The 21,989-nt window shown below is 65.4% G+C and carries 18 protein-coding genes and 1 riboswitch; of the genes, 10 read left to right on the forward strand and 8 right to left on the reverse strand.

Translation table 11 applies throughout. The annotated features are described in order from the left end of the window. Window positions 1–17: 17 nt before the first annotated feature. Window positions 18–2,159 (reverse strand): sodium-translocating pyrophosphatase, encoded by a 2,142-nt coding sequence (locus PV781_RS03140; RefSeq protein ID WP_274774180.1) that lies wholly within the window; start codon window positions 2,157–2,159, stop codon window positions 18–20. A 209-nt stretch (window positions 2,160–2,368) separates the two neighbouring features. Here PV781_RS03140 and PV781_RS03145 point away from each other — a divergent pair, with 209 nt between their 5' ends. After that, complete coding sequence (locus tag PV781_RS03145) at window positions 2,369–3,790, forward strand: mannose-1-phosphate guanylyltransferase/mannose-6-phosphate isomerase (protein WP_274774181.1); 1,422 nt, start codon at window positions 2,369–2,371, stop codon at window positions 3,788–3,790. 3 nt (window positions 3,791–3,793) lie between these two features. Here PV781_RS03145 and PV781_RS03150 read toward each other — a convergent pair whose 3' ends face one another. Then, complete coding sequence (locus PV781_RS03150) at window positions 3,794–4,486, reverse strand: EAL domain-containing protein (RefSeq protein ID WP_274774182.1); 693 nt, start codon at window positions 4,484–4,486, stop codon at window positions 3,794–3,796. Between the two features lie 528 nt (window positions 4,487–5,014). On the opposite strand from PV781_RS03150, the gene rfbC reads away from it, so the two are divergent. The 6 genes from rfbC (at window position 5,015) to PV781_RS03180 (ending at window position 12,455) form a co-directional block, all read left to right on the forward strand. Beyond that, entirely contained in the window at window positions 5,015–5,572 is a 558-nt protein-coding gene (rfbC, locus tag PV781_RS03155) for a dTDP-4-dehydrorhamnose 3,5-epimerase (RefSeq protein WP_274774183.1), read from the forward strand. A 20-nt stretch (window positions 5,573–5,592) separates the two neighbouring features. After that, window positions 5,593–6,648 carry a dTDP-glucose 4,6-dehydratase gene (gene rfbB / locus PV781_RS03160; protein WP_274774184.1) on the forward strand — a complete coding sequence of 352 codons (1,056 nt, stop codon included), beginning with the start codon at window positions 5,593–5,595 and terminating at the stop codon, window positions 6,646–6,648. Beyond that, the gene (gene rfbD / locus PV781_RS03165) at window positions 6,645–7,541 is read left to right on the forward strand and encodes a dTDP-4-dehydrorhamnose reductase (protein WP_274774664.1); all 897 of its coding nucleotides are present in this window, start codon (window positions 6,645–6,647) and stop codon (window positions 7,539–7,541) included. Before rfbB ends, rfbD begins: the two co-directional genes overlap by 4 nt. Further along, a complete protein-coding gene (rfbA, locus tag PV781_RS03170; protein ID WP_274774185.1) occupies window positions 7,538–8,410 on the forward strand; it encodes a glucose-1-phosphate thymidylyltransferase RfbA in 873 nt (290 codons plus the stop codon). Before rfbD ends, rfbA begins: the two co-directional genes overlap by 4 nt. Window positions 8,411–8,619: 209 nt before the next feature. Beyond that, window positions 8,620–9,393 (forward strand): ferredoxin--NADP reductase, encoded by a 774-nt coding sequence (locus tag PV781_RS03175; protein ID WP_274774186.1) that lies wholly within the window; start codon window positions 8,620–8,622, stop codon window positions 9,391–9,393. A gap of 353 nt (window positions 9,394–9,746) precedes the next feature. Next, window positions 9,747–12,455, forward strand: coding sequence for a sulfite reductase flavoprotein subunit alpha (locus PV781_RS03180; protein ID WP_274774187.1), 2,709 nt, complete (start codon window positions 9,747–9,749; stop codon window positions 12,453–12,455). A gap of 45 nt (window positions 12,456–12,500) precedes the next feature. Here the strand turns inward: PV781_RS03180 and PV781_RS03185 are convergent, their stop codons facing one another. Continuing rightward, entirely contained in the window at window positions 12,501–13,118 is a 618-nt protein-coding gene (locus PV781_RS03185) for a helix-turn-helix domain-containing protein (protein WP_274774188.1), read from the reverse strand. Between the two features lie 90 nt (window positions 13,119–13,208). Beyond that, a complete protein-coding gene (gene thiD / locus PV781_RS03190; RefSeq protein ID WP_274774189.1) occupies window positions 13,209–14,021 on the reverse strand; it encodes a bifunctional hydroxymethylpyrimidine kinase/phosphomethylpyrimidine kinase in 813 nt (270 codons plus the stop codon). A 48-nt stretch (window positions 14,022–14,069) separates the two neighbouring features. Continuing rightward, window positions 14,070–14,175: riboswitch (TPP riboswitch) on the reverse strand. Window positions 14,176–14,279: 104 nt separating this feature from the next. Here thiD and PV781_RS03195 point away from each other — a divergent pair. After that, window positions 14,280–14,516, forward strand: a complete 237-nt coding sequence (locus PV781_RS03195; RefSeq protein WP_274774190.1) for an Lrp/AsnC ligand binding domain-containing protein — start codon at window positions 14,280–14,282, stop codon at window positions 14,514–14,516. A gap of 120 nt (window positions 14,517–14,636) precedes the next feature. Next, on the forward strand, window positions 14,637–16,673 hold the full coding sequence (locus PV781_RS03200; protein ID WP_274774191.1) for a hypothetical protein: 2,037 nt from the start codon (window positions 14,637–14,639) through the stop codon (window positions 16,671–16,673). Window positions 16,674–16,758: 85 nt separating this feature from the next. Here PV781_RS03200 and PV781_RS03205 read toward each other — a convergent pair whose 3' ends face one another. From PV781_RS03205 to PV781_RS03220, 4 genes are read right to left on the reverse strand one after another with little or no spacing between them, the layout of a single operon-like run. Beyond that, on the reverse strand, window positions 16,759–17,181 hold the full coding sequence (locus PV781_RS03205; RefSeq protein ID WP_274774192.1) for a GtrA family protein: 423 nt from the start codon (window positions 17,179–17,181) through the stop codon (window positions 16,759–16,761). A gap of 46 nt (window positions 17,182–17,227) precedes the next feature. Then, window positions 17,228–17,980: an SDR family NAD(P)-dependent oxidoreductase gene (locus tag PV781_RS03210; protein WP_274774193.1), complete on the reverse strand. Its 753-nt coding sequence runs from the start codon at window positions 17,978–17,980 to the stop codon at window positions 17,228–17,230. Continuing rightward, window positions 17,977–19,347 carry an FAD-binding oxidoreductase gene (locus PV781_RS03215; protein ID WP_274774194.1) on the reverse strand — a complete coding sequence of 457 codons (1,371 nt, stop codon included), beginning with the start codon at window positions 19,345–19,347 and terminating at the stop codon, window positions 17,977–17,979. Before PV781_RS03215 ends, PV781_RS03210 begins: the two co-directional genes overlap by 4 nt. A gap of 4 nt (window positions 19,348–19,351) precedes the next feature. After that, window positions 19,352–20,827 carry a UbiA family prenyltransferase gene (locus PV781_RS03220; protein ID WP_274774195.1) on the reverse strand — a complete coding sequence of 492 codons (1,476 nt, stop codon included), beginning with the start codon at window positions 20,825–20,827 and terminating at the stop codon, window positions 19,352–19,354. A gap of 252 nt (window positions 20,828–21,079) precedes the next feature. On the opposite strand from PV781_RS03220, the gene modA reads away from it, so the two are divergent. Continuing rightward, window positions 21,080–21,874 carry a molybdate ABC transporter substrate-binding protein gene (gene modA, locus PV781_RS03225; RefSeq protein ID WP_274774196.1) on the forward strand — a complete coding sequence of 265 codons (795 nt, stop codon included), beginning with the start codon at window positions 21,080–21,082 and terminating at the stop codon, window positions 21,872–21,874. Window positions 21,875–21,989: the final 115 nt, after the last annotated feature.

Genomic DNA, 21,989 nt, shown 5'->3' on the forward strand with positions numbered 1-21,989 from the left:
CGGAACCCTCGCCGCTCTCAATGGCCCAGCACCGCCAGCAGCAGCAAGGCGACGATGTTGGTGATCTTGATCATGGGGTTGACCGCGGGGCCCGCGGTGTCCTTGTAGGGATCGCCCACCGTGTCGCCGGTGACGGAGGCCTTGTGGGCGTCGGACCCCTTGTAGTGGCGGACCCCGTCCTTATCGACAAAGCCGTCTTCGAACGACTTCTTGGCATTGTCCCAGGCGCCGCCGCCGGACGTCATGGAAATGGCCACGAACAGACCGGTGACGATGACGCCGAGCAGCATCGCCCCAACCGCCGAGAAGGCCGCCGACTTGCCGGCCACCCCGCCGCCCGCCACCAGATAGATGACGTAGTAGCAGACGATGGGCGAGAGCACGGGCAGCAAGGAGGGGATGATCATCTCCTTGATGGCAGCCTTGGTGAGCAGGTCCACCGCGCGGGAATAGTCCGGCTTCTCGGTGCCGGCCATGATGCCCGGCTTCTCGCGGAACTGGCGCCGCACCTCCTCCACGATGGCGCCCGCCGCCCGCCCCACCGCCGTCATGCCCATGGCGGCAAACAGGAAGGGCAAGAGGCCGCCAAACAGCAGGCCCACCACCACATAGGGGTTTTCCAACGAGAAATTGGGCGTGACGCCGGCAAAGTAGGAGCCCGGCGCGGCCTGGGCGATGAAGTATTTCAGGTCCTGATTATAGGCCGCGAACAGCACCAGCGCGCCGAGGCCCGCCGATCCGATCGCATAGCCCTTGGTGACCGCCTTGGTGGTGTTGCCCACCGCATCCAGCGCGTCGGTGGAATGGCGCACCTCCGCCGGCAGGCCGGACATTTCCGCAATGCCACCCGCATTGTCGGTGACCGGGCCGAAGGCGTCGAGCGCCACCACCATGCCCGCCAGCGCCAGCATGGTGGTCGCCGCCACCGCGATGCCGAACAGGCCGGCAAGACCATAGGCGGCGAGGATGCCCGCGATGATAACGAGGGTCGGCAAGGCGGTGGATTCCAGCGACACCGCCAGGCCCTGGATGATGTTGGTGCCGTGACCGGTCACCGAGGCCTGGGCGATGGAGACCACCGGCCGATAGCCCGTGCCCGTATAATATTCGGTGATGACCACGATGGCGCCGGTCACCGCCAGTCCCACCACGCCCGCCAAGAAAAGCTGCGTGCCGGTGATGGTGGAGCCCGGCAGCATTCCAAAGCCGGGCAGCAGCCAGGTGACGAGGGCCAGAGCGAAGACCGAAAGGCCCGCGGAGGCCGCGAAGCCCTTATAGAGCGCGCCCATGATGGAGGAGGTCGGCCCCAGCCGCACGAAGAAGGTGCCGGCGATGGAGGTGAGGATGCAGGCCCCGCCAATGGCCAGCGGATAGAGCAGCATGGCGTTCAGCGTGGCGGCGTTGCCGGCGAAGAAGATGACCGCCAGCACCATGGTGGCGACCACCGTCACCGCATAGGTCTCGAACAGGTCCGCAGCCATGCCCGCGCAGTCGCCGACATTGTCGCCCACATTGTCGGCGATGGTGGCGGGGTTGCGCGGGTCATCCTCGGGAATGCCCGCCTCCACCTTGCCGACGAGATCGCCGCCCACGTCTGCGCCCTTGGTGAAGATGCCACCGCCGAGCCGCGCGAAGATGGAGATGAGGGAGGCGCCGAAGCCGAGCGCCACCAGGGCATCCACCACCGTGCGGCTGCCGGGCGCGAGGCCGAAGCCATGGGTGAGGACGGCGAAATAGACGGTCACGCCCAGGAGCGCGAGTCCGGCGACCAGGAGGCCCGTGACGGCGCCCGCCTTGAAGGCGATGTCGAGGCCGCCGGCCAGCGAGCGCACGGCCGCCTGGGCGGTGCGCACATTCGCCCGCACGGACACGTTCATGCCGATGAAGCCGGCCAGGCCCGAGAGCACGGCGCCCACCGCGAACCCAACCGCCACCAGCCAGCCGAGGAAAATGCCGACCGCAATGAAAATGACGAGGCCGACCGCGCCGATGGTCAGATATTGCCGCCGCAGATAGGCCTGCGCGCCTTCCGCGATGGCCCCGGCAATCTCCTGCATGCGCGGGGATCCGGGATCGGCGGCCATGACCTCTCGGCCCGCCCATATGCCATAGCCGACGGCGAAGAGGCCGCAGGCGATAATCACCAACAGAGCCAACATGTAACCCACCCCTTCGTTTCCAATCCCGGACCTGATTTTTCAGGTCCTTTTTTTATGCAGGGGGAGTGTGAGCGGTGCTCCCGGCGGGCGCAATCTCTTCTTTTGCAAGCCGCGGCGTGTGCCCCCGCGCCGGTCGGGGCTTCCCTGGACCCAAGGTGCAAGTTGTGACACTAGGCGAGGCAGGTTTTCAGATGCGGATGGACGCGACGATGGCTGCCGGACAGAAGATCATCCCGATGGTTCTCGCCGGCGGTGCCGGCACGCGCCTGTGGCCTTTGTCCCGCAACACCCTGCCCAAGCAATTCCTGGCGCTCGCCGGCGATCACACCATGTACCAGGACACGTTGCTGCGCGTGCCGCCTGGAGAGCGCTTCGCACCGCCCGTGGTCATCACCTCCGACGATTTCCGCTTCTTCGCGCGCCGCCAGGCCAGCGAGATCGGCATCGATGCGACGGTGGTGCTGGAACCGGCCCGCCGGGACAGCGCCCCCGCCTTGATCGCCGCCGCCGCCGTGGTGCGTCACATGTATGGGCCGGACGCCCTCATCCTGGCGCTGGCCGCCGACCATGTGGTGACGAAACCCGACGCTTTCCGCGCCGCCGTCGATGTGGCGGCACAGGTGGCCGCGCGCGGGCACATCGTGACCTTCGGCATCACCCCCGACAGCCCCCGCACCAGCTACGGCTATATCCGCCCCGGCGCCGCCCTGCCGGAGGGGGGACACGAGGTGGCCGCCTTCGTGGAGAAGCCGAACCGCGCCACCGCCGAGCGCTACCTGGCCGACGGCTATCTCTGGAATTCCGGAAACTTCCTGTTTCCCGCCGCACTCATGATTGCCGAGGCGGAGGCCTTCGAGCCGGAGCTGACCGCCGCGGCTCTTGCCGCCGCTGCCGGTGCGCGGGAGGATCTCGGCTTCCTGCGCCTGGACCGGGAGGCCTTCATGGCGGCACCAGCCAAGTCCATCGACTTCGCGGTCCTGGAGCGCACCCGCCACGCGGCCGTCGTGGCCGGCGACTTCGGCTGGTCGGACATCGGCTCCTGGGATGCCCTGCGCGAGATCGGCGACCAGGACGGAGAAGGCAATGTGACCGTTGGCCAGGTGGAGCTGATCGACAGCCGCAATTCCTATGTGCGCTCGGAAGGCCCGTTGGTGGCCGGCATCGGGCTCGACCACCTCTCGGTCGTGGCGACCGAGGATGCCGTGCTCATCATGCCCTCAGACCGCAGCCAGGACGTGAAGGCCATGGTCGCCACGCTGAAGGCGGCCAAGCACTATGCGGCGGACGAGCACCTGAAGGTGCACCGGCCCTGGGGCACCTACCAGACCATCTGCCGGGGCGATCGATTCCATGTAAAGAAGATCGTGGTGGAACCCGGCGCCAAGCTCTCGCTCCAGAAGCATCACCACCGCTCGGAGCATTGGGTGGTGGTGCACGGCACCGCCGAGGTGACCGTGGACGACAAGGTGTTCGCCGTGCACGAGAACGAGTCCACCTATATTCCGCTCGGCGCGGTGCATCGCCTCGCCAATCCCGGCCGCATCCCGCTCGAACTCATCGAAGTGCAGACCGGCTCCTATCTGGGCGAAGACGACATCGTGCGCCTGGAGGACATCTACCACCGCGCCTGAGCCCTAAGGGAAAAACGGTTCCGGCAATTGCTCGAAGGCGGGGCGGGCGAACAGGTAGCCCTGCATGCGCGTAATGCCGAGCGCCAGCACGGTGCGCATCTCGTTTTCGGTCTCGATCCCCTCGGCGACCGGCACCATGGCGAGGGCGTCGCACATATGGACGATCCCCGCCACGATGGCCCGGCGCGTGGCGTCCTTGTCGATTCCCCGTGTCAGGTGCAGGTCCAGCTTCAGGATGTGGGGCTGGAACTCGGTCAGGAGGTTCAAGCCCGAATAGCCGCCGCCGAAATCATCAATGGCGGTGCGCAGGCCGAACCTCTGATACTCGGTCATGATGCGGCTGATCTGGCCGATGTCGGTCGCCTTCTCATGCTCGGTCACCTCGAAGATGATCTGGCTGAGCGGAAGCCCCAATTCGCGCGCCGTTTCCACCGTGACCCGCAGGCAATTGGCCGGCTCATAGACAGCCTGCGGCATGAAGTTGATGGACACGCCATGCTGCGCACGGGCGGGAAGGCCGAGACGGACGGCAAGCTGCAACGCCTTCACCCGGCACGCCTGATCGAACCGGTACCGGTTTTCCGCTGTCACCTGTGCCAGAACCGTCGGCGCGGGCTCGCCGCCCGGGCCACGCACCAGGGCCTCAAAGGCGAAAATGTTGCCGTCCCTCAGGTCCACGATGGGCTGAAAGGCCATTGAGAAGGGAAAAGGCGCGTCACTTCCACCTCGGCACCCGACGCACCCCATTTTCTTTCTCTTCGTAACATTATGAGCTGTCACGCGATAAACGACAGGAACGTCCAATTGGTTCAAGGTGATTCGCATTCGCAACGGCTGCGCGGCGCTTGAGACAACTCAAGCGCACTTGAAACATGACGTAAGACACCTTCGACCCTGCTCTCCCCCCTGGCGCCGTACGCGCGACCAGCCCACGTAAGGCATGGCATCCTCCGGCAGCCGCCTGTCGCATCGTGAACGCATGGCAAAGACTTTGGTCTAAGGCGCCGCGCCGGTCACAGGCGGCCTGGCACCTGCCGCGCGACAGGCGAAGACGCTTGTCATTTATCATCATACCCATATATGCGGAGGCACGCGGCCGTTGGATTTGCTTTTGCACTGCAACAGAATGACGCCATCTGGCCTCGGTGCAATTGACCTGACAGGCCTCAAAGGCTAACGTCCGCGCGCTTTTTCAGAGGTCAGTTGGGGGCTTTTGCTGCGCACATGACGGTATTTACGCGCCTGGACATTCCCGAGGTGATCCTCGTCACGCCACCCCGCTTCAACGATCCGCGGGGATATTTCAGCGAGACCTACGTCAAGGCGCGCTATGCCGCCAACGGCATTGACTGCGAATTCATCCAGGACAACGAGTCCCTCTCCGAGCCCATCGGCACCATCCGCGGCCTGCACTTCCAGGTGCCGCCCCATGCCCAGGCCAAGCTCGTGCGCGTGGTGCAGGGCGAGGTGTTCGACGTGGCGGTGGACATCCGCAAGGGCTCGCCCACCTATGGCAAGTGGGCCGGCGCCAAGCTGACCGCCGAAGGGCGCGAGCAGCTCTTCGTGCCCCGCGGCTTCGCCCACGCCTTCTGCACCTTGGTGCCCAACACCAAGGTTCTCTACAAGGTGGACGGCTCCTATTCCAAGGAATGCGAGGGCGGCATCGTGTGGGACGATCCCGATCTCGCCATCACCTGGCCGGTGGCGGAGGCCATCTTGTCCGACAAGGACCGGGTGCTGCCGCGCCTGAAGGATTTCGACAGCCCATTCGTCTACGCGTGACAGGAAGAAACGGGGCACACATGGCACAACGCATCCTCGTCACCGGCGGCGCGGGCTTCATCGGCTCGGCTGTCGTCCGCCACCTCATCGGCCTCGGCGCCCATGTCCTGAACTTCGACAAGCTGACCTATGCCGGGAACCTGGCCTCCCTCGGCCCGGTGCAGGACAATCCCCGCTACAGCTTCGTGCGCGGCGACATCTGCGACGCCGATGCGGTGCGCACGGCGATCGACGGCTTCAAGCCCGATCTCATCATGCATCTGGCGGCCGAGTCCCACGTAGACCGGTCCATCGACGGGCCGGCGGCCTTCATCGAGACCAACATCGTTGGCACCTACACCATGCTGCAGGAAGCCCTGCGCTATTGGCGCGGGCTGACCGCCGAAGAGCAGGCGGCCTTCCGCTTTCACCACATCTCCACCGACGAAGTATTCGGCACGCTGGGCGCCGAGGGCCTGTTCCGCGAGGATACGCCCTATCAGCCCAACTCGCCCTATTCGGCCTCCAAGGCGGGCTCGGACCATCTGGTGCGGGCATGGCACCACACCTATGGCCTGCCCACCGTGATGTCGAACTGCTCGAACAATTACGGCCCGTACCATTTCCCCGAGAAGCTGATCCCGCTGGTGATCCTCAACGCCCTGGAAGGCGCGCCGCTGCCCGTCTATGGCACGGGTGAGAATGTGCGCGACTGGCTGTTTGTGGAGGATCATGCGGAGGCGCTCTATCTCATCGCCACCACCGGGCGGCTGGGCGAGAGCTACAATGTGGGCGGGGCCAGCGAGCGGCGGAACATCGACGTGGTGCGCACCATCTGCACCATCCTCGACGACATCCGCCCCGATGCCAAGATCGGCCCGCGCGAGGGCCTGATCCGTTTCGTGACCGACCGGCCCGGCCACGATGCCCGCTATGCCATCGATTTCACCAAGCTCAACACGGAGCTCGGCTGGAGCCCGCGCGAGACCTTCGAGACGGGCCTGCGCAAGACCATCGAGTGGTACCTGGCCAACGAGGCCTGGTGGGCACCGTTGCGCACCAATTATGGCGGCCAGCGCCTGGGGCTTGCCTCCTGATGCGTGTCCTCCTCTTTGGCGCCAACGGCCAGGTGGGCCGGGAAACCCAGGCGCTTGCCTCTGAACGCGACATTGCCCTGGTCGCTCTCGACCGGGCCGCCGTGGACATTGCGGACCCCGCGGCGGTGGCGCGAGCCCTTGAGGCCAACCGGCCCGACGTGGTGATCAATGCCGCCGCCTACACGGCCGTGGACAAGGCCGAAAGCGAGCCGGAGCTGGCCACCCGCGCCAATGCCATGGCCCCCGGCCTGATCGCGGAGCGCTGCGCGCGCTACCGCATCCCGATGATCCACATCTCCACCGACTATGTGTTCGATGGCACCAAGGTGGGCGCCTATGTGGAGAGCGATCCCATCAAGCCGCTGGGCGTCTATGGGCGCACCAAGGCGGCGGGAGAGGCGGCGGTTCGCGCCGCCACCGAGCGCCACCTGATCCTGCGGACCTCCTGGGTCTATGGCATCCATGGCGCCAACTTCCTGAAGACCATGTTGCGCCTCGCGGGGGACCGCGACCGGCTGACCATCGTCGCCGACCAGAAGGGCTGCCCCACCGCAACCCGCGACATCGCCGAGGGACTGATGGCCGCGGCAGAGGCGGCCGCCGGCGGCACCGCCCGCTGGGGCACCTATAATCTGGCCGGCACCGGTGCCACCACGTGGCACGGCTTTGCGAGCGAGATTGTCCGCGAGGCGGCGCGCTACACCGGCCGCAATCCGGAAGTGGCGCCCATCACCACCGCCGACTATCCCACCCCGGCCCAGCGGCCGGCCAATTCCGAACTCGATTCCAACCTGTTTGAGCGGACCTTCGGATTCCGCGCGGCTCCGTGGGAAACCCGGGTCGCCGAAGTTGTCGACCGCCTGCTCGCCCCAGCACCAACGGAGGCACCGTGAAGGGCATTATCCTCGCAGGCGGGTCGGGCACCCGTCTCCATCCCATCACCCTTGTCGTGTCGAAGCAGCTTCTGCCCGTCTATGACAAACCGATGATCTACTATCCCCTCGCCACGCTGATGATGGCGGGCATCCGGGACATCCTGATCATCACCACCCCCCATGACAATGCCCTGTTCCAGAGTCTGCTGAAGGACGGCAGTCAGTTCGGCATTTCCATCAGCTATGCGATCCAGGAGACGCCCCGTGGTCTCGCCGACGCCTTCATCGTCGGCCGCGACTTCATCGGCGACGACCGGGTGGCGCTGGTTCTGGGCGACAACCTCTTCTTCGGGCACGGCCTGCCGGAACTGCTGGAGGAGGCCGCCAGTCGCGAGGCGGGTGCCACGGTGTTTGGATACCCCGTGAACGACCCCGAGCGCTACGGTGTCGCCGAAGTGGACGGCCAAGGGAACGTGCTTTCCCTGGAGGAGAAGCCGATCAAGCCCAAGTCAAATCTGGCCGTGACCGGGCTTTATTTCTACGACAATCGCGTGGTGGAGATCGCCGCTAACCTGCAGCCTTCCCCGCGTGGCGAGATCGAGATCACCGACGTGAACCAGGCCTATCTGGAGCGCGGCGAGTTGAAGGTGAGCATGATGGGCCGTGGCTTCGCCTGGCTGGACACCGGCACGCCGGATAGCCTGGTGGAAGCCGGCCAGTTCGTACAGATCCTTGAAAAGCGCCAGGGTCTGAAGATCTCTGCGCCCGAGGAGATCGCCTTCCGCTCCGGCTATATCGACGCCGCCAAACTGCGCGAGATCGCCCGCGCGCAGATCAAGTCCAGCTACGGCAAGTATTTGATGAACCTGGCTGACGGCGGCCTGTGATCTGAGTCAAGGCGGAGCACGCGCGCCGCAGCCAAAACGGAATGAGGGAGGCGCAGTGACCGGGCCTCCCTCTGTTACCCGGGGCGCGGCGAGAGACAGAATGTGTGCTTCCCTTCTGTCGGCTGCGCGTCTATGGTGGTTTTAACTAAACTACATTCGGATTTCGGAGTTTGCGTTTCCGCAGCCCGGATGCGAAACGATGATTGGCCATGAGCAATCTCAACGAAGAAACCGTCAAGAGCGTCCATCATTGGACGGATCGGCTCTTCAGCTTCACCACCTCGCGCGATCCTGGCTTCCGGTTCTTGAACGGCCAGTTCGTGATGATCGGCCTGATGGTCGACAATAAGCCCCTTCTGCGGGCCTATTCCATGGCAAGTGCCAATTACGAGGAGGACCTGCAGTTCTTCTCCATCAAAGTGCAGAATGGGCCACTGACCTCACGCCTGCAGCACTTGAAGGTGGGTGACAAGATCCTTGTGGGCCGCAAGGCCACGGGCACGCTCATCCAGGATAATCTTCTTCCCGGAAAACGACTTTATCTCTTGTCCACGGGAACCGGCCTTGCTCCGTTCCTCTCCGTGATCAAGGATCCCGACGCCTATGAGCGCTACGAAAAGGTGATCCTGGTCCACGGCACGCGCACGGTGGGCGAGCTTGCCTATGATGAATATCTGACGCAGACCCTGCCCTCCGACGAATATATCGGCGAGGAAGTCAAGGCAAAGCTCACCTATTATCCGACGGTGACGCGGGAGCCGTTCCGCAACCAGGGCCGCATCACCGCCCTTATCAATTCGGGAAAGCTGTTCTCCGACATCGGCGTCCCGGATCTTTCGCCGGAGCATGATCGCCTCATGCTGTGCGGAAGTCCGCAGATGCTGAAGGACATGGTGGAGTTGCTCGAATCCCGCGGCTTCAAGGAAGGCAGCCAGTCCGAGGCCGGACACTATGTCATCGAGAAAGCGTTCGTGGAGCGCTGAAGCTTCCTTCGCGCTTGCACTTCTGGACTGACCCGTGAATGGAAGCCGCCCCCCCCCCCCGGGGCGGCTCTTCCTTTCCTGCGGACATACCCTCGCCCACGGCCGCCCGACGCTGAGGCAGGTGATTGGAATTGCACTAATTCCATTGCATTCTCGCACCATTGCGGTGCGTCATCTGCCTTGTTATGGGCTGAGCTTTCCTATGTGTGGGGCGGGCTCAATGGTGCCCGGCATAGCCAGATGGATGAGCCAGTTTTTTTGCTTCATTTTTACTTTCCAGTGGCGCTGTCCCAATCTCGCGCTCCTCGGCTTTCACTGCCCGCCCTCCACACTCTCCCTTCGGGAGGCGCGCCATGCTGAAAGCCCTTTGGTTTCAGACCCATTGGCTACTGGGGATCACGGCCGGCATCGTCCTCGCCATCGTGGGCGTCACAGGGGGCCTGCTGTCCTTCGAGGGCGAAATCCTGCGCGCCCTCAATCCCGGCGTCATGACCGTGGACGCGCGGCCCGGCGGTCCTTTGCCGCCGGCTGCCCTGCTGGACAAGATCCGGGCGGACGCCCCGGACCGCACCATCACCGCCCTGACCGTCTATGCGGACCCTGAAAGCGCTGCCCGCGTCACGTTCGCCCCCCTGCCAGGGGGCACAGGCGGCCCGCGCGGCGAGATGCGATACGTGAACCCTTATGATGGCCGTCTTCTGGGAGCCGTCGCGGGGCAGGACACCTTCCGCTTCATTATGCAGATCCACCGCTGGCTGGCCGCTGGCGATGTGGGAAAGCATATTGTCGGCGCGTCCACCATCGCCCTCATCGTGCTCAGCCTGTCCGGTCTTTACCTGCGCTGGCCCCGCCGCCCGTTGCAGTGGCGGTCCTGGTTTCACCTGAACCTCAACCGAAGTGGTCGCAGCCTTCTGTGGGAGTTGCATTCGGTCATTGGGACCTGGGTCCTGCCCTTCTATCTCCTGGCCTCCCTCACCGGTCTCTACTGGTCCTACGACTGGTATCGAAACGCATTGTTCGACATCACGGGAACACCCCGCCCCGCCCAGCAAGGCCCCCGCCCCGGCCCGCCTCAGGCCGCCCAGGCCCAGAGCCCAAGCCAAGGCCCAAACCAAGGCCCAAACCAAGGGCAAGGGCAGAGCCAATCCGCCACCGGTCCATCGGTCCAGGGACAAGGCGCCGGCCCCGCATCCGCCGAGCGGCAGCCTGCGCCAGACCGCCCGCGCCCGTCGGCGATGGGCCAGGCCAGCGGAAGGCCGGCCGCTGCCGCCCTGGACATTGCCCGCCTCTGGGCAGTGTTCGAGCGGGAAGCCGGGGCCTACAGCACGGCCACGCTTCGCTTGCCGCAAGGCAACCAGCCGCTGACCATCACCTATCAATTGCCCAATCCCACCCATGAGCGGGCCAACAACACGCTCGTCCTTGATGCAACCGGGGCCGTAAGGCAGCACCGGAAGTTCGATGAACTGCCCCTCGGCCAGCATCTCATGGGCAGCATCTTCCCCCTGCACGCGGGCAGCTACTTCGGCATGCCCGGGCTGATCCTCATGATGATCGCCAGCCTTCTCATGCCGCTTTTCGCGGTCACCGGCTGGATGCTCTATCTCGACCGTCGCAAGAAGAAGGGCCAAGCTCGGAAAGCTGCTGCGGAAGGCTCCTTCGGCACCGATGGCTCCGCCACCCCGGTGCTCGTCGCCTTTGCCAGCCAGACCGGCACCGCCGAGCGCCTGGCTTGGCAAACCGCCTCCGCTCTCAAGGCGGCGGGCACGCCGTGCCGCGTGGTTTCGCTGGGCACCCTGACGGCGGACGCCCTGGCGCGCGAGACGCGGGTGCTCTTCATCGTCTCGACCTTCGGCGAAGGCGAGGCCCCCGATTCCGCCCGTGCTTTTGCGCGCGCCTTCCCGCGCGCGACCAGCCGCCTGGATCACGTCGGCTTCGCCCTGTTGGCACTGGGTGACCACACCTATGGTCATTTCTGCGGCTTTGGTCGCGAACTGGAGGAGAGCCTCCGGCAGAAGGGGGCTCGCCCGCTGTTTGCCAGTGTCGAGATGGACGGAGAAGACACGGCCGCCCTCACCACCTGGCAGGCGCGGCTTGCCCAAACCCTGGGCGCCGATGTCCGGCAGGAGTGGAGCGCACCGGACTTCTCCTCCTGGCGGCTGGTGGAGCGCCACTGCCTGAACCCTGGCGGAATTGGCCTGCCGACCTTCCACGTGGTGCTGGAACCCATGGCGGGCCCGCTTCCGCCTTGGGAAGCGGGCGACATCGCCCAAGTCCGTCCGCGCAATGATCCAGAGCGCGTGCGCAAGAAGCTGGCCGCGCTCTCGCTTGATCCGGCTGCGCCGGTGGCAGCGCACGGCGAGGCCACCGCGCTCGAAGGCATCGCCTTGCGCGGGGCATGGCCCGGCCAGGTTCCCGAGGGCGTCACCGCCCAAGGCTTTGCCGATCTTATCCGCCCCCTGCCGGAGCGCGATTATTCCATCGCCTCCATTCCGCAAGATGGCCGGCTCGAAATCCTGGTGCGCCAGACGCGGGCTGCGGATGGCAGCTTCGGCGTGGGCTCGGGATGGCTCACCGCCTACGCGCCGCTGGGCAGCGAGATCGAACTGCGGATCAAGCCCAATGCGGGCTTCCATGCCCCATCAGGCGAACGCCCGCTCATCCTGATCGGAAACGGCACGGGCCTTGCCGGCTTGCGCGCCCATCTGAAGGCCCGCATCCAGGCTGGATGCGACCGCAACTGGCTGATCTTCGGCGAGCGCAATGAAACCCATGACTTCTATTTCCGCACGGAAATCGCGGGCTGGGTGGCGTCCGGCGGCATAGCCCGCCTGGACCTTGCCTTCTCCCGCGACCAGGATACGCGCATCTATGTCCAGGATCGCCTCGCGGCAGCCGCCGACACCGTGAAGGCATGGGTGGACGACGGCGCCGCCATCTTCGTGTGCGGCAGCATCGCCGGAATGGCGGGCGCGGTGGACGAGAGGCTGCGGACCATCCTGGGAACCGACGAACTGGACCGCCTTGCCGCCGAAGGGCTCTACCGGCGGGATGTCTATTGAAGAAGAGGCCAAGCGCCTCTTCTTCTCCTGGCTTATTCCTATGGCTCAGTCGAGCACAGCCGCCTTCAGGAGGCACACCATGAAGGCGTGGGCAGGCTCCGTCCCCACATTGCGGATGGTGTGGCGACGGTCGCAGCGATAGCGCAGGGTCTCGCCGGCCTTGGCGGTCTCCGTCACGCCGCCCACCTCCACCTCCAGCGCGCCGGACACGACGCTCAGGCATTCGATGGAGCCGCGCTGGTGCGGATCGGAGTCCAGCTCGCCGCCCGGCTCCGCCTGGAAGTCGTAATATTGCAGCCACTCCACCGTCTTGATCCATCCGATGATGGTCAGACGGCAGCGGCCGTCATCCGACAGCAGGATGGGCGTATCGGCCCGGGTGAGCTTCTCCACGAACGGCGCCTCGTCGGAAGAGGCGAGCACGCGCTCCACCGACATGTCCAGGGCCTGCGACAGGCGCCAGATGGTGGCCAAGGTCGGGTTGGTCTCGTTGCGCTCGATCTGGCTGATGATGGACTTGGCAACGCCCGATTGTTCGGACAAATCGGAGAGGGAAAGGTTGTAGGCCTTTCTCAGGCGCTGGATGGTCTTTCCCAGCTGCCCGGTGATGACCTGGGCCCCCGTTTCAAGGGGGCGTTCGCCCCCCTTTTCGCGCTGCGACATGGCGTTCCATCTTTGCGAACCAATGTTCGTATTAACGTACGAGCCGGCGAATGCAAGACGAATTGCCGCGGGCCGGGCCCTGATGCGGGCTCAATTCCAAAGGGCAAAGAAGTGGTGCACGGGCCCGTGTCCGCGCCCCACATCCAGGCCATCGGCGGCCGCGATGGCGCCTGTGATATAGGCCTTGGCCGCATCCACCGCATCGGCGAGGCCCTTGCCTTGGGCCAGTCCGGCGGCAATGGCGGAAGAAAGGGTGCAGCCGGTGCCATGGGTGTTTCGGCTGGCATGGCGGGGAGCCGCGAGCCGCGTGACGCCCTTGCTGTCCACCAGGAGATCCACGCTCTCCGGCCCGCCGCCATGCCCCCCCTTCATGAGGACGCAGCGGGCGCCGAGGACCATGAGCTGTTCGGCCTGGGACTGCATCTGTGCCTCCGTCTCCGCCACCGGCGCATCGAGGAGAGCAGCGGCTTCCGGCAGGTTCGGGGTCAAGACGTGGGCGCGCGGCAGAAGCATTGCCTTCAGGGCGTCCATGGCCTCCGGTTCCAGCAGGCGCGCACCCGATGCTGCCACCATGACGGGATCAAGGACCACCGCCTTCGGCGCCCAGCGGTCCAGCCCAGCGGCCACCGCCTCAATGGCGGCTGGCCGCGAGAGCATGCCGATCTTCACCGCCTCCACCTTGAGGTCGGAGAAGACCGCGTCGAACTGGGCTGTGATGAAATCAGGCGGCACGTCGTGGATGGCGCTCACCCCCAGCGTATTCTGGGCCGTCAGGGCCGTGAGGATGCTGGCGCCATAGACACCGAGCGCCGAGAACGTCTTCAGGTCCGCCTGGATGCCCGCGCCGCCGCTGGAATCCGAGCCCGCAACGGTGACGGCAATGGGGGGAACGCGCTCTGCCATGGGGCCTCCCGCGCCGGAGCGGGAAGGTCCGATGGCCCCGACACCATGCGTCCGGCCGTCCTCGCTTCCCTTCGCCGGCATGATCCGGATCAGGTTCGCGGGTTGGCGCCTGCCTCTCAGCCCCACATGATGCGGGACACCCCGACGAGATCCCTTTCATGTAGCCAACCCACCTTCCCGCTTCAAGGATTGGCCGGTGACGGGCTTGCAAGAGGCGGCTGTTTTGTCCACTTTGCCGCCCTGTCCAGGAGGTTCGCCGTGGTTCCCTTCTTCATGCAGATCAAGTGCCAGCTCGGCCGCTCCTATGAGGTGGCCAATGCGTTGGCCGACAAGGAAATCGCCTCCGAGATCTATTCGACCGCCGGCGACTTCGACCTCCTCGTGAAGTTCTATGTGGCCGACGACATCGACATCGGTCACTTCGTGAACGAACAGGTCCAGGGCATACCCGGTATTCAGGACACGCGCACGATCATTACTTTCAAGGCGTTCTGAGACCTTCCCGATGGGTGGGGCGGCACGGGCGCGGCGGCTGCGACTTTCCAGCCTGGCGGCCGATCCCGCGGGCTCTCCAGAAGGCCCAAAGGCAGAGGTGCGGGTGTGACGAGCGGCGGCGTGGACAGATCGATCTCCGAAGACCAGATGCCACGCCTGCGGGGCCGCGACTTTGTGCTGCTCCTAATCCTTTTCGCCGCGCGTTTTTACGTGGAGGTGAACAGTCGCCTCCTCCTCATCCCAGCCGCCGGCCACGATGACGGCTATTTCATGCGGATGGCGAGCCATATCGCATCGGGACAATGGCTCGGTGCTTATGACCAGTACACGCTGATGAAGGGGCCCGGCTATCCGCTCTTTGTCGCCCTTGCAACGCTTTTCGGCGGACCGGTCTCCATCGGCCACGCCCTGTTCCATCTCCTGGCGGTCCTTGTCGCCGCCGTCGCGGTGCTCCGCCTGACCCGATCCCGGTCCACCTTCTACGGCACGGTCATCCTGCTCCTCCTGATCCCTTCAGGCTTCGATGCTGGTGTCCATCGGGTGATCCGCGACCAGGTGTATTGGGGCCAGACGCTGATCGTCTTTGCCTGCGGCATGGTGGTCATGTTCGCGCCGCCCGAGGGGTGGAAGGCGCGCCTCGGCCTCGGCCTTGCCGGCGGGGCCACGCTGGCCTGGGCCTTTTTGACCCGCGAGGAAGGGGTCTGGTTTCTTCCGGGGTTGGCCGCTCTCCTTCTGGCAGGCCTTGTCTGGAACGGCCTCAACCGAGCGGCATTCTGGAAAGTCCTACCCGGCATTGCAGGCGCGATCGCGGGCTTCTACGCCCTTCTTCTCATGCTGCTGTCGATCAACTTCCTGACATACGGCGCCTTCGTGGCCGTTGATTTTCAGGACCGACCCTTCAAGGAAGCGATCGGCGCCCTCTCAAGCATCGAGGATGGCGGCTCACGTGCAAAGGTGCCCGTCACCACCACTGCCATGGAGAAGGCTGCCGAGGTCAGTCCCACCTTCGCACGCCTCGCCCCCAACCTCCGGCCCGACGGACCTTTGGCCAAATGGTACGCCACCAGTTGCGAAGCGCTGCCGGAGACGTGCGGCCAGCTTGCCGGTGGCTGGTTCGTGTGGGCCTTCCGAGATGCAGCATCCAGCGCAGGGGTCTTTGCCTCTCCCGAGCAGGCGCGGGAGACTTTCTCCCGCATCGCGGACGAGATCCGCGTCGCTTGCGCCGCCGGAGCCTTGACCTGCCGGCCGACGCTCTATGCACACATTCCCCATATGTCATGGGCACAATGGCTCGCACTGCCTGGCCGACTGTTCCAGGCGCTGACGATATCCGCCATCGCGACAGGCGAGCGCTACGACCTCGCCACCACCCGAGCCGAACCCAACGAGGCGTTGTTCAACCTCTATTGGTCCTTTTTGAACTATCCGCGCACCTATGGCCCCGCCAGCGACCGTCGCGAGACGCTCGGCTGGATCAGGTTGCAACCGGGTGAGGCCTGGCCGTCCCTTTCCATCCGGGACCCACAGGGCGCTCCCCTTCGCGCCAGCATCCAGCGCATGGCAAGCCCGGACGTGGCGCTCGCCTTTTCCGATCCCGGCGCGGTCAATGATCGGTTCTCGGCCAATTATAGCTGCGCGGGTACGTGCCTGCTTGAAGCCACCTTTGCGGACGGGTCCTCGCTCTCGCTGCCGCTCGCGCCTGGCGGCGCGTCGGCGCGGACAGAGGGGGCGCGCACCCTTCATGTGGACGCCACCGTCGCGACCCTTCATCCCGCCGGCATCTGGAACCGCCATTCCAATGCGGCTGGCCATACCATCCGGGCTCTTTTCCGCGGCATGCCGTTTGTGTTTCCGCCCTTGGTAGCGCTCTCCCTCCTCGCCTTCGTGTGGACGGGCGTCCAGCTGGCCCGACACAGGCGGCTGGATGCCGCCTGGCTGAGCGCGGGCGCGGCCTGGATCTTTGTGGGCTCGCGGCTGGCGGTGGTTGCCATCGTGGATGTCAGTTCGTTCCCTGCCATCAATCCGCAATACACACTGCCAGCCACCTATATGATGGCCTTGGCCATTTCGCTCTCCCTGTCGGCTGGCTGGGCATGGCGGCCACGCCGCATGGACGTGTCCATCCGGCCGCGCTCCATCGAGGTACGAAACGGTTAGACCGGCACGGCAAGGCGTTGGATTGTGGGTGAAACAGTGGATCCGCGTCCTCAAGCCCGCAGCGGATGTCCGCGCGACCCGGATCCTATCTTCGGTCCGGCATGGAGGAAGCGGATTTGGCCGGCCGGAACGAAAAGTGCTTATGCGCGAAATAGCTGGTCAGGGCCGGGCTGCCGAGGCCGATGGCGTGGCCCACCGTTTCGGCGTGCCAGGTGAAGCCGAGGGCGGGAAAGGCCCATTCCACGAGCCCCACGCTCACGATCCAGATCTGCGCCAAGGACAGCACATTGACCAGAGCAAAGCGCACCATCTGTCCCATCGCCGGATGGGCATCGGCCTTGAAGACGAAATGGCGGTTGAGCAGGAACGCCACCACCATCCCCAGCGGATAGGCCAGAACGATGGCGACCTGATAGTCCACAACCAGGTTGAAAGCGATGCGGGCGACGAGGTTGACCAGCGCCGCCAACCCGCCAATGACCAGGAAGAAAAGGAAGTCGCGACTCATGCCGGTTCCCATCCCGAAGGCTGGAGCGTAGGGGACGAGGGACGTCTCACAGCTTGGTGCGATGGAAAAGGGGGCGCGGCAGGGCGCGCACCACCATGAGAATGAGCCTCCAGAACCAGGGCGTGTAGACCACCGCGCTGCCGCGGCGGACCGCCTTGTCCATATCCGCCGCCACGCATTCCGGCGTCGCCCACAGCGGTCCGCCTTGTGGCAGGTGGGCGGTCATGCGGGTGGCAACGAAGCCAGGACGGATGTCGACCACCGGCACGCCGGCCTTTGCCAGCCGATGGCGCAGGCCTTCCAGATAAAATTGCAAGCCGCCCTTGGCGGCGCCGTAGACATAATTGCTCTGGCGGCCACGGTCCCCCGCCACCGACGTGATCACGGCCAGCGCGCCCGCCTTGGCAGCCTCGAAGCGTGCGGCCAGCAGGTCACAGAGCAAGGCCGGGCTGACGAAATTGATGTGGAGCGCAGCCGCCGCGACGGTCGGGTCGGCAATCGCCTCCTTCTGCTCCGGCAGGACGCCATAGGCGATAAGGGCGAGATCGAGCCCCCCAAAGACCGCCCAGCTCTCCTCAGCGACCTCTTTCAATCCTGAAATATGGTTGAAATCCCCCGGCAAAATGGCGACTGCGTGGGCGCCGCGCACCTTTAGGTCCGCCGCAAGGAGTTCCAACGCCTCGCTGTCCCGTCCCACCAGCACAAGGGTGTCATGGGCCTCCGCACAGATGCGCCCGAAAGCCACGGCGATCTCGGAGGTCGCCCCGAAGATGGCTACGCGACGTCCCTTCCCGCTCATGATGTCCCCTCTTCGGTCAGTCCAACACGGCGCGAAAAGGCCGAGGACAAGGCCGGATCCATATGCCGCCGGAAGGTTGCGGCCTCAGGATATCCGCGCGCAAAGCTCTCCGCGGACATCAGCGCATCCTTGGCCGGATAAAGGCGCCCGCCCGCCTCCAGGGCGATGGCCTCGAGCCGCTTCAAGAGCCCCACCGTCTCTGCCCCGGTGTTCGGAAAATCCAGCGCCAGCGTGATGCCGGGCATGGGGAATGATAGCAACCCCGGTGATGCCACATGGCCGAAGCGCTTCAGCACCACCAGCATGGAGCCTTGGCCGGAGGCCGCAATGGCGGCGAGCAGCGCCCGGGTCACGGCTTCGGCTTCGCCCGGCACAACGCATTGGAATTGAAAGAAACCCTTGGGGCCGTAGAGGCGGTTCCAGCCCCCCAGGGCATCCAGGGGGAAGAAGGCGCTCTCATAAGGCGCCACGCGCCGGATCCGGTCCTTGCTGCCGAGCTTGCGCCAGTAGGCGGCATTGAAGGCGCGCACCGAAAGGCCGTTGACCAATGAAAGCGGGGGCGCGACCGGCACGGAACGGCGCGGGCCAAGGGCGGGCGGCGGGGCGCCGACGCCAGCAGCGTGACGGGCGCGCAGGTAAATGCCACGCCCCAGGTGCTCCCCTTTTGCCAGGCAGTCGATCCAGGCGGCGGTATATTCCCAATCGGCGGCGCTTCCGGCGTCCAGGGCGAAGAAATCGGCGAGGCGGGCGAAGCGAATCTCTTCGCTTTCCAGCGCCAGCCCCTCCACCCGCCGCAGCCGCAAGGTGGCGCGCAGGATCAGGCCGGTCAGGCCGAGACCGCCAATGGTGGCGGCGAACAGGTCCGGATTGGAGGTGGCGGAACAGATGAGGATCTGCCCGTCGCTTCTTGCAAGATCAAGGGCTTCCAGGTGGTTTCCGAAGCTGCCGAAGACGTGGGCGTTCTTGCCGTGGACGTCGTTGGCGATGGCGCCGCCGACGGTCACGAAGCGCGTTCCCGGCACCACGGGCAGCAGCCAGCCGGAGCCGTCCGGATCCGGGCGGGAGGTGGCGCGTAGGATCTCGGCCAGGGTGACGCCGGCTTCGCAGGTCAGGAGGCCGGTCGACGGGTCGAAGGCGATGAAACGGTCGAGCCGGCGGGTCTCGACCAGCAGCCGGCCGGGATTGAGTGCCACGTCGCCATAGGATCGGCCGCAGCCGCGCGGGATGGCATGACCGGCTGGGACAGAGGATAAAAGCCTTGCAGCTTCAAGGGGTTCTCCGGGGGAGACAACGTCATGCTCAGCCCGGATGACGTTGCCCCAGGAGGTGTGGCTGGCCGAACGGCGGACAGACTTACGGTATTCCATAACCTTACAGCGCCAGAGCGAGGGCGGCGAGGGCGACGACGCCGAGCGCGAGGGACGTCTTGTCTTTCAGCGCGAACATCACAGGATCTTCGTTCATCCGGCCGTGTACCGTCAGATGCCACACCCGCAAGACGAAGATGAGAAGCACCGGCATCATGATCCATAAAAGACCAGGATGGCTATACATGCCATTCGGATACTGCTCGCCAATCAGGTAGATCATGAACATGACGATGGCAGCGAAGCTGGAAGCCACCCCAGCAGCCAGAAGAAGCGGCAAGTCGCGGGCCGTATAGCCTCTGGAGGCGACGCCCCTGCCGCCTTCCCGCACCACACGATCCAGCTCCGCATGGCGCTTGACCATGGCGAGGCCCAGGAAGAAAAACATGGAGAACGTCAAGAGCCAGGGCGATGGGGGTCCTGGAAGAAGCAAGGTGCCCGCCAGTATGCGTAAGGTGAATAATCCGGCCAAAACGAAGACATCCACGATGGGTTGCTGCTTCAATCCGAACGAATAGGCCAGAGTCACCACCGCATAGCCAATGAGCGTCAGTCTAACACTCACCGGAAGGCTAAATGCTAGGAGAACTGCAAGCAAAAGAAGACCACACGCGGCCATTACCCCCTGCTTGGGGGGGATAAGCCCCGCAGCGAAGGGGCGCATGCGCTTGCGCGGGTGGCGCCTGTCGGCCGGCAGGTCGAGAAGGTCGTTCGCCACATAGGTGGCCGAGGCCAGCAACCCCATGGCCAGAAAGAGAAAAAGCGCCTGAACCAGGACACCGCCCGGGGCGTGGTGGAAGGCGAGAAAGGGGGCAACGAAGACCAGGAGGTTCTTCGACCAATGGGGCAGGCGGAACGCCTTCGCCCAGGTGAGGAGGCCCGGAACCGCGGTTGGAAAGCGCTGAAGAACCGGCTTTTCCGGGGGGATCAAGGCTTCCAACCGCTTGGTGTTCCCCACCAGCACCGCCGCCTCCGCCGCCGCGAACAGGGGGGCGTCCACCGGGGCATCGCCCGCATAGAGGAACCGCCCTCCGATCCGCTCGCGGATGAGGGCGAGCTTTCGGTCGCCAGATAGGTTCACGCCGTCCGCCGATCCGAACGCCCCATCAAACAGGTTGAGGTGCCGGGCAACGGCGTCCGCGATGGACTGGTCGGCGGCGGTGACCAGATAAAGCGGCCGGCCAGCCCGATGCTCCTGCCTCAGCCAGTCCAGGAAGGGTTCATTGAGGGGCAAAGCCTCGTGATCCAGCACCACGGTCTGCGCCACCGCGCGCTTGAAGGCGGCCTTGCCGGCACGCAGGTGCGGCAGAAGGGCGAGGCAGGGGCCAAGGCCGGAGGCGGAGATTGTCTTCAGCACCGCAAGGCAGGATTCATGGAGGGTGTCGGAGGGCGTCAAGGTGCCGTCCAGGTCCACCACCAGCGGCAGGAGGTCCGCGCCTTGGGCCGAGGCGGCGCTCAGGGGCATGTGGGGTTGCGTCACCGGCCGCGGCTTCCATCCTGGTTCGCGCCGCGCGTTCCCGCGATCGGCGGGCCGGCGGCGTCAGGGTCGTGCAAGCGCTTGTCTTAGCTTTGCTTATGACATGCGCTTTCGCGGTGCGGCAAGCGCCGGGCGCCGAATGGCCGGCGGCATGGCGCCGGTTCGGCTCATCGGGCATTCCCGCAGTTGACGGGCGGCCGGGGCATGCGGCAAGAATTGCTATATACGATTGGATATAACGTCGAGGATTCCTTCATGTCGCTTTCCGGTCCGTTCCGGCGCCTTTCGCGGCGTCTTTTTCTCGCTGCCGGGCTGGCGTCCGCGCTCATTTCCGCGCCCGTGGCCGCCCGCGCCGAGCAGGTGACGGTGTTTGCCGCCGCCAGCCTCACCAATGCGCTCCAGGACATTGCCAAGGCCTATGGGGAGACGTCCAAGGACACGATCCGCTTCTCCTTTGCCGCCTCCTCGGACCTTGCCAAGCAGATGGAGGCGGGCGCCCCCGCCAACATCTTCGTGTCGGCGGACAACAAGTGGGTGGACTATGCCCAGTCCAAGGACCTGATCATCCCCGCCACCCGCACTCCGCTGCTCAGCAATGCCCTGGTCCTGATCGTCCCCGCCGACAAGTCGCGCACCGTCACCATCGACGACAAGCTGAATGCGGACGCCCTGCTCGGGCCCGATGGCAAGCTCGCCACTGGCATCACCGAAAGCGTACCCGTGGGCATCTATGCCAAGGCGGCCTTGACCAAGCTCGGGGTGTGGGACCAGTTCCGTCCCCGCATTGTCGGCGCCGAAAGCGTGCGCGCGGCGCTGGCTTTGGTGGAACGCGGTGAAGCCGCCGCTGGCATTGTCTATGCCACCGACGCGGCGGTGGCCAAGAATGTGAAGGTGGCCGGCACCTTCCCGGCGTCCAGCCACCCGGAGATCGTCTATCCCTTCGCCCTCGTAAAGGGCCAGGACACGCCCGCGGCCAAGGCCTTCTTCGACTATCTGAAGGGCCCGCAGGCGAAGGCGATCTTCGTCAAATACGGCTTCACGGTGCTCTGAACCTTCCCCTGGAGCAGTGAAGCGCGGCTGTCCTGACCCCTGCGAGGGGCCAGGGCAGCCTCGTGTTGATCCGCCGTGCGCTGAAAAGAGGCCTGACCTGCCGCCCCCATGCGGT

Source organism: Aquabacter sediminis (genome assembly GCF_028863665.1).
Classification (GTDB): Bacteria; Pseudomonadota; Alphaproteobacteria; order Rhizobiales; family Xanthobacteraceae; genus L1I39.

Excerpts from the sequence above, each read along its gene's own strand:
- PV781_RS03140 (WP_274774180.1), bottom strand. The coding sequence starts at position 2,159 with ATGTTGGCTCTGTTGGTGATTATCGCCTGCGGCCTCTTCGCCGTCGGC.
- PV781_RS03145 (WP_274774181.1), top strand. The coding sequence starts at position 2,369 with ATGGCTGCCGGACAGAAGATCATCCCGATGGTTCTCGCCGGCGGTGCC.
- PV781_RS03150 (WP_274774182.1), bottom strand. The coding sequence starts at position 4,486 with ATGGCCTTTCAGCCCATCGTGGACCTGAGGGACGGCAACATTTTCGCC.
- rfbC (WP_274774183.1), top strand. The coding sequence starts at position 5,015 with ATGACGGTATTTACGCGCCTGGACATTCCCGAGGTGATCCTCGTCACG.
- rfbB (WP_274774184.1), top strand. The coding sequence starts at position 5,593 with ATGGCACAACGCATCCTCGTCACCGGCGGCGCGGGCTTCATCGGCTCG.
- PV781_RS03175 (WP_274774186.1), top strand. The coding sequence starts at position 8,620 with ATGAGCAATCTCAACGAAGAAACCGTCAAGAGCGTCCATCATTGGACG.
- PV781_RS03180 (WP_274774187.1), top strand. The coding sequence starts at position 9,747 with ATGCTGAAAGCCCTTTGGTTTCAGACCCATTGGCTACTGGGGATCACG.
- PV781_RS03185 (WP_274774188.1), bottom strand. The coding sequence starts at position 13,118 with ATGTCGCAGCGCGAAAAGGGGGGCGAACGCCCCCTTGAAACGGGGGCC.
- thiD (WP_274774189.1), bottom strand. The coding sequence starts at position 14,021 with ATGGCAGAGCGCGTTCCCCCCATTGCCGTCACCGTTGCGGGCTCGGAT.
- PV781_RS03205 (WP_274774192.1), bottom strand. The coding sequence starts at position 17,181 with ATGAGTCGCGACTTCCTTTTCTTCCTGGTCATTGGCGGGTTGGCGGCG.
- PV781_RS03210 (WP_274774193.1), bottom strand. The coding sequence starts at position 17,980 with ATGAGCGGGAAGGGACGTCGCGTAGCCATCTTCGGGGCGACCTCCGAG.
- PV781_RS03215 (WP_274774194.1), bottom strand. The coding sequence starts at position 19,347 with ATGGAATACCGTAAGTCTGTCCGCCGTTCGGCCAGCCACACCTCCTGG.
- modA (WP_274774196.1), top strand. The coding sequence starts at position 21,080 with ATGTCGCTTTCCGGTCCGTTCCGGCGCCTTTCGCGGCGTCTTTTTCTC.